Annotated in this window: 7 protein-coding genes; 2 read left to right on the forward strand and 5 right to left on the reverse strand. The window is 33.8% G+C overall.

From position 1 onward, the window contains the following. Positions 1-422 (forward strand): Na+/H+ antiporter subunit E (locus IHO40_RS04445; protein ID WP_225536947.1); only part of this gene is annotated, 422 nt, incomplete at its 5' end. On the opposite strand, the gene IHO40_RS04450 is transcribed toward IHO40_RS04445, so the two are convergent. Next, positions 415-831 carry a hypothetical protein gene (locus tag IHO40_RS04450; RefSeq protein WP_225536948.1) on the reverse strand — a complete coding sequence of 139 codons (417 nt, stop codon included), beginning with the start codon at positions 829-831 and terminating at the stop codon, positions 415-417. The two genes, IHO40_RS04445 and IHO40_RS04450, sit on opposite strands and share 8 nt — an antisense overlap. A 276-nt stretch (positions 832-1,107) precedes the next feature. Here IHO40_RS04450 and purN point away from each other — a divergent pair, with 276 nt between their 5' ends. Further along, a complete protein-coding gene (gene purN, locus IHO40_RS04455; RefSeq protein ID WP_225536949.1) occupies positions 1,108-1,674 on the forward strand; it encodes a phosphoribosylglycinamide formyltransferase in 567 nt (188 codons plus the stop codon). Here the strand turns inward: purN and IHO40_RS04460 are convergent. From IHO40_RS04460 to IHO40_RS04475, 4 genes are all read right to left on the reverse strand, one after another. Continuing rightward, on the reverse strand, positions 1,671-1,862 hold the full coding sequence (locus IHO40_RS04460) for a hypothetical protein (protein ID WP_225536950.1): 192 nt from the start codon (positions 1,860-1,862) through the stop codon (positions 1,671-1,673). The genes purN and IHO40_RS04460 overlap by 4 nt on opposite strands. Further along, on the reverse strand, positions 1,825-2,199 hold the full coding sequence (locus IHO40_RS04465; RefSeq protein ID WP_225536951.1) for a hypothetical protein: 375 nt from the start codon (positions 2,197-2,199) through the stop codon (positions 1,825-1,827). The genes IHO40_RS04460 and IHO40_RS04465 overlap by 38 nt, the downstream gene beginning before the upstream one ends. Before the next feature lie 418 nt (positions 2,200-2,617). Continuing rightward, the gene (locus tag IHO40_RS04470; RefSeq protein WP_225536952.1) at positions 2,618-3,937 is read right to left on the reverse strand and encodes a M16 family metallopeptidase; all 1,320 of its coding nucleotides are present in this window, start codon (positions 3,935-3,937) and stop codon (positions 2,618-2,620) included. Further along, on the reverse strand, positions 3,924-4,879 hold a 956-nt coding region (locus IHO40_RS04475; RefSeq protein WP_410543362.1), incomplete at its 5' end, for a M16 family metallopeptidase. The genes IHO40_RS04470 and IHO40_RS04475, both read right to left, overlap by 14 nt.

The raw sequence follows: 4,879 nt of genomic DNA on the forward strand, positions 1-4,879 counted from the left end.
GTGGGGCATTTTCCTCTATATCCACGTTGTTTATCTTTAAACGATTGATAGATGCTGAAAGTTCCTTCAGTCAAATCCTAAATGGTACAAGTAGATTGTCATTTTGTAAGTTGCTGGTAAGTTATATACCGTGGTTGATATACCAAGTTATTCTATCGAGTATTTATGTAACAAAAAAAGTGCTACAGGCTGAGCTTAAACTTGAGCCAATTACCATCCTAAAAAAGTGTAAAGGGCATAATGACAAAAGCATCACATTGTTTGCAAATTCAGTTACTATCACTCCTGGCACCTTAACTATCAATGTTGTAAAAAAACGGCAAACTTACCTGTCTACCATATATTTGATAGATAAAAGTCTTGAAAGCGGCATTTATGAAATAGAGAACAGAGCCCTGGAAACGCTGCGTTCAATCAGGTAATTGCCTTAAATAAGTTAACAGCATCCTTATATTCTCTTACTAGGCTTTCAAGCATTTCTTTTGGAAGGCTATTGCTAACAACAGAGCATAAATAGTTATACAAATCTTCTAACCTTGATATGTTGTTTTTCTTCTTACTATTGAATTTGTGTGGAAAAATATCTTCCATAATTTCAATAGCAGCAGCCTTATTTAAAAATACATTTTCACTTGTTACACTTATTCTTGCCAGGATGGTGTTGATTTCAGGTTCGTCACTTGCATAAAAATCTGACAGCCGAGCCATTTTAATGACATATAGATTTACTATTTTTGACAGGCAATTATCAGCATATTCGCAATCTTTTATTACTTCCCACTGAGTAACCTGAGATCTACTTATTTTCGCGTTGTGTGGTAATTTGCTCATTAAATTTTCTCCGTTTAATCCAGTGAATAGATTATACTAATACTTTGTTAAATAAATAATAATGCAGTTACAAAAGTGTATTCCTATATTAATATACTTGCCCATATGCTTCAACATCAGGGCTAATTTTGGCTGAATGCTGTCCAGCAAAACCTAAAATTAGAAGGCTCACTTAATAACAGAAAAAGCTGTACGCACCCTTTTCGCTATAAAATAGGTTTTCTTTTTGAGCTGTTTTGTTAATATAAAATTTCACACTAAATTAATTGTGCTACAATGAAAAAAATAAAGCTCGGAATACTCATTTCAGGCAGAGGATCAAACATGCAGTCGTTGATAAAAGCATGTCAAGATTACAGTTTTCCTGCAGAAGTTGTGTGCGTTATCACAGATAATGGTGAGGCTGCTGGCCTGAAAATAGCAAAGCAAGCAGGAATTTCAGCATTTGTTGTTGGAAGTAAACCACTTGATGCTAATAAAATTCACGAAATACTCGTGCAACACAAGGTTGATTTGGTTTGTCTTGCAGGGTTTATGAGAATTCTAAAAGCTGACTTTCTGAGTAAATGGCGTAATAAGGTTATAAATGTTCATCCCTCTTTACTTCCATCTTTTAAGGGCCTTAATGCTCAAGAGCAAGCTCTGAAAGCAGGTGTAAAAATTACAGGTTGTACCGTACATTACGTCACTCCTGAAGTTGATGCTGGAGCCATAATAGCTCAAGCTGCTGTGCCAGTGTTACCAAACGATAATATCCAAAACCTCTCAGAACGTATTCTAGCTGAGGAACATAAGTGCTACGTGGAAGCAGTGAGGTTAATAGCAGCTAAGATAGCACACTAGAGGGACCGTGAAGTGTTGCTTTCTTTTTCTCTTTCTTCAACCACATCTTTACCTAAAGAAAGGTGTGTTGGAACTTTAGGGTTGGAGCTTTTTCGTTTTATATGTTTTTCTTTTTTCGTTTTAATAGTTTTGCTATTTTTATCAGCTATATCACTGTTTGTTGATTTGCAATTGCATTCTTTCAGCACTTCTTTTAAATGCTGAACTTCTTTCCACCTTTTCTTTATTCTCCGCATCAGCATGTAGTTTTGCTAATACTACCATTTTAGGTAGAGCTTTTGCTATAGTTTTATAAAAACGTGATGAATTTATTTCCTTTTTCATCTCTGTGTACAGCTCCCTCTGTTCCTCTTTTGAAAATTCTGAAAGATGATTTTTAAAGTCTTTAACTTGACGGTAAATGGAGTTAGTTATGTTGCCAATCATCACTACACAACCCAGTGTAACGAGAGGTGCAGTAGCAAAAAGAGTTACGGAATTACTAAATAAAGCAATATAAACTGCAGCACTAGTTAAAAATAACACATCGCACAGAATATCTAGCAGATGCCTTGAATTCTATGTTTATCCTTTCTTTTCGCTTCCAATGTCTTCTCATAGTTAAACTTTTTATATAGGCTCTTTTCTCTAAAGTAGTTAAAAAAAAGAGTATAAACTTGACATCAGGGGCGTTGAGCTGAAAAAAACATCTGCACCAATATTACCGAGCATTATACCTACCATGCCTATTTGTTGACTTGTGATATATGTCAACTTAACAATTACAAGCATGACTGTGTTGATAGAAGAAAATATTGTTACCAAAGGATTTAACAAAGTAATCATAACTCTTTTGTTCCTTTTTGTAGTATCTTTCGTATTGTTTTTCGCCTAAACGTCGAAATTAGCTATATACTTAAAATTGTGAAGAAATATAGTTAAAAACTTATTCATATTATAGTGATTATTTACTTTGAGCATCTCTGCCAACTTCAACAAAAAATAAATTTTCAGGATCTAATAAAGAACTTGCCAATTTGTTTACTTCCTCTAATTTGACGTCATTAATGATATTCGTATAATTATTTATACGATTAACATCACGATCATTTATTTGTATATCATCCAGCAGTATTGCTGTATTTGTATTATTGGATAGAAAAAAGGTAAGGTTATTTACTAAACTGGTTTTTGTATCCTTAAACAATTGTTCGTCAATTCCCTCTTTTTTTACCTTACTCAATACGTCTTTTACCGCTGATATAGCTTTGCTAGCAGTAGAACTATCAGTACCCATAAATCCAAATATAGCACTTCCATGTTTTTCGGGAATAATGCTTGCACTAACGCCATAAGTAATACCCAGATTTTGTCTCAATTCTTTCATTAGTATTGAGTTTAGCCCCATGCCGCCAAGCGCATCAATTAAGACACTAGCGTTATAATAATTGGGGTCTTCATATGCCATACCTTTCTGAGCAAAAATTATGACACTCTGTGGTATATCCATAAAAATTCTCTTGCTTTCTGCAGGACCAAAGTCATTTTTTACAGGCATTTTTCTAATTTTTGATCTTTTTGATGGTAATTTAGATAAATATTTATCCAGTAGCATACTAATTTCTTCCTTTGTTGCGCAACCGACAACACTAATAACCATGTTGTCTTTAGCAAAATTGTGCTTCATGTATGATAAAATATCATCTCTAGTAATGCTCATTACAGTATCAAGACTTCCATATCTACTTTTTGAGTAAGGATGTTTTTTAAATAACAATGCCTCTAGTTCTTTTCTAGCAACAAAATAAGGGTCTTTTTCAAGATTATTAAAAGTAACTTTTGCTTTTTCGAAAACTCTATTCAATCCTTTAGGATCAACTTTAGGACGCATTATAGCGTCACTTAGTAACGAAACTGCATCCTCTAAATTCTCATACAGAGTATTTAATGAAACCCTAAATGCTTCTAAATCGGCAATAAAACCTAAACTAATCCCTTTATCTTCAAGCTTTTTCGCAAGATCTTTGGCATCATTTTTTCCTGCCCCCTCTTGAATTATAAGAGAAGTAACCCAAGTAAGCCCCTGTTTTTCGGCGTTCTCGTACGCGTAGCCTGCATCTTTGAACGATATATTTAGTGAAACTTTTGGTAAATCGCAATTTTCAACAAATAAAAACTTAAATCCTTTACGGGTAGTAACCTCCTCTATATTTAGGTTACTGCTTGCTTGTAAGTTAAAGCCTAGACAGAAAAAAAGTAGAAATACAAATTTACTTATCTTCATTATTACCTCCTTTTGGTAGCAAACGACCGACTAATTTGTTAGTAGAAAAGATAGTGCGAATTTTGTTATTTACATTCTCTAAATTAACATCATTAATTTTACTGTATGAAATATCTATCTCATCAAGTGGAATATCAAGTGCTAGATGTGGTATATAGAACATTGCTATACTAGTTAAGTCAGATAGCTTATCAAACTGTGCTGCTTTGTGTTTAGACTTTGCGCTTTGCAATTCCTCATTCGTTATTCCTTCGGAAATAAAGTTATTAATAGCATTATCTAGCTCTCTTTCAATAACGTTTAACTTCATTCCGCTTTTTGGAATTACCTCAATATCAATGTAGCTATCACTAAAGGCTAAACCACTATAATAAGTAGATACTGATACTGCTACACTTTTATCTAGAACCAAATCCTTATATAGTTTACTAGATTTGCCACCCCCTAACACTTCAACTGCCAAATTAACAGCTGAGGTTTCATCTATGTTCTTGAATAAGGGAACACGATAACGAAAATACAAAACTGGTTCTTTTACTTCAGTACTTTCCAAAGTTACTGATAGATCTGCATTATGTTCTGGATCCTGATTTGGGTAATGCCTAGTTGTAGGTTTGGCTTTAATTTCCCCATATTTTTCTCCTGCTAGTTCCACTACTTCATCAAATTCCACATCACCAACAATCAGCAGTATTGCATTGTTTGGGTGGTAATAGTTGTCATGAAACCTCATCACATCATCTTGATTGTAAGTTCTAATGTCGCTTTCCCAGCCGATAACAGATCTGCCATAGCCAGTACGGTAAAATGCACTATTCATTTCTTCCCATAGCAAATTGTTAGGATTATTATCAAATCTCATCTTCCTTTCTTCTAATACAATATTTTTTTTCCTATCTATTTTGTCTTGAGTAACATTAAAATTGTCCATTCTATCTGCTT

The sequence above is a fragment of the Wolbachia endosymbiont of Mansonella ozzardi genome, assembly GCF_020278625.1.
Taxonomy (GTDB): Bacteria; Pseudomonadota; Alphaproteobacteria; order Rickettsiales; family Anaplasmataceae; genus Wolbachia.